Below are 1,474 nucleotides of genomic sequence, written 5' to 3' on the forward strand. Positions count from 1 at the left end.
AATTGGCAATGAAAAGGATTTGGAGTAGCTGGCTGAAAGAAGCCCTGTTTATTTACTGTGCGGTCTATACGGTTGCAACGCTGGCAAACAGCGTACTGTATCTGTTATCGGGAGTCAGGGACGACCCGAGCGGAAACTGGCACGAACTGACGAGGGCATTGATTGTGCTCATCGGTGTCGTCGCTTATGAAATGGCGCTGCATCTGCCCATCAGGAACATTTTCGTCAGGGCGCTTGCAGTTTATGTTCCGACGCAGCTTCTGGCATTTCTTGCGGTCTGGTCAACGAAGTTCATCGAACCTCTGGCTAAAAGCGCCTATCGCGACATCTTCATCAATTATACGGGACTGTTTGTGGTCGTGGCGGTGATTTCCGTTGTCGTGTCAAAGTTAAGGGCACGGAATAAACGGAAACTGTAATTCTTGCAGTGGCAATGCTGAAATGATATATTATAAGGCATTGAGGTGATTGAAAATGCAGATTTCAAGCAGATTCACGCTGGCATTGCATATTCTGGCATGCATCGATGCCTTTGGGTCTTCACGTAAGGTTACAAGCAGTTTCCTTTCCGGAAGCACCCACGTCAATCCTGTTGTCGTGCGCAGGATTCTCGGGCAGCTGAAGGATGCCGGCATCGTTGACGTTGCACGCGGAACGGGCGGCGCAACGATTGAAAGACCGCTTGACGGGATTACGTTTTTTGATATCTATGAAGCGGTCGGCTGCCTGGATGACGGCAAACTCTTTCACTTTCACGAAAATCCCGATCCGAACTGTCCCGTTGGCGGGAACATCCATGCCGTGCTTGACGGAAGGCTGAATCAGGTTCAGCTTGCGATGGAGAGGGAACTGAAGTCGATTACGTTTGCCGATGTCAGTGAGGACTTGAAGCAGCGCCTGAAAGGTCAACATACAAATTTGTAAGCAAAGCATTTTCTTCGGACAGTGTCCGGTTGAAAATGCTTTTTTGATTGGAAAATGCAGATTGCTGACACAGCGGGCTGTGAGTCAACTACCCCTCACTAAAGTCACTGGATTCACGCCCGAAAATTCATAAAATCGGCGTTTTCACCTGAATCCGGCACTGTATTTTACTGGCATCTGAAAATCTGATGTAACAGTTGACATTACAACAAGGCTGAGTATAATATTAGTTGTAACAGTGAATGATACAACAAGAAGACGGAGGAACATACTATGGCCAATTATACAAAGACAAATGTCGGAAACGAACCGAGAACGGAACTTCATGATGTGCTTTCCCTGACCGGGGCTGAAGTGAGCGTCAACAACCTTCCTGCCGGAGGAAGCGTTCCGTTTGTCCACAGCCACAGGGAAAATGAGGAAATCTATGCGGTTCTTGACGGCAGGGGCAAGTTCGTCATTGACGGAGATGACGTTGAACTTGAAAAAGGCGACTGGATTCGCATCGCACCTTCTGCCAAGCGTCAGATTTTTGCAGCGGAAGACTCGG

General features: G+C 48.4%; 3 protein-coding genes. All 3 read left to right on the forward strand.

Annotated features, from left to right (window positions below):
• Window positions 1–419, forward strand: a 419-nt coding sequence (locus V7Z60_RS10160) for a DUF6608 family protein (RefSeq protein WP_334117684.1), incomplete at its 5' end; no start/stop codon positions are given.
• Between the two features lie 55 nt (window positions 420–474).
• On the forward strand, window positions 475–924 hold the full coding sequence (locus tag V7Z60_RS10165; RefSeq protein ID WP_334117685.1) for an Rrf2 family transcriptional regulator: 450 nt from the start codon (window positions 475–477) through the stop codon (window positions 922–924).
• Window positions 925–1,197: 273 nt separating this feature from the next.
• Window positions 1,198–1,474, forward strand: a 277-nt coding sequence (locus V7Z60_RS10170) for a cupin domain-containing protein (protein WP_334117686.1), incomplete at its 3' end; no start/stop codon positions are given.

This window comes from Ligilactobacillus sp., from assembly GCF_036846325.1.
Classification (GTDB): domain Bacteria; phylum Bacillota; class Bacilli; order Lactobacillales; family Lactobacillaceae; genus Ligilactobacillus.

What these genes read in the sequence shown, in the direction of transcription:
- V7Z60_RS10165 (WP_334117685.1), top strand. Translation starts at nt 475, where the DNA reads ATGCAGATTTCAAGCAGATTCACGCTGGCATTGCATATTCTGGCATGC.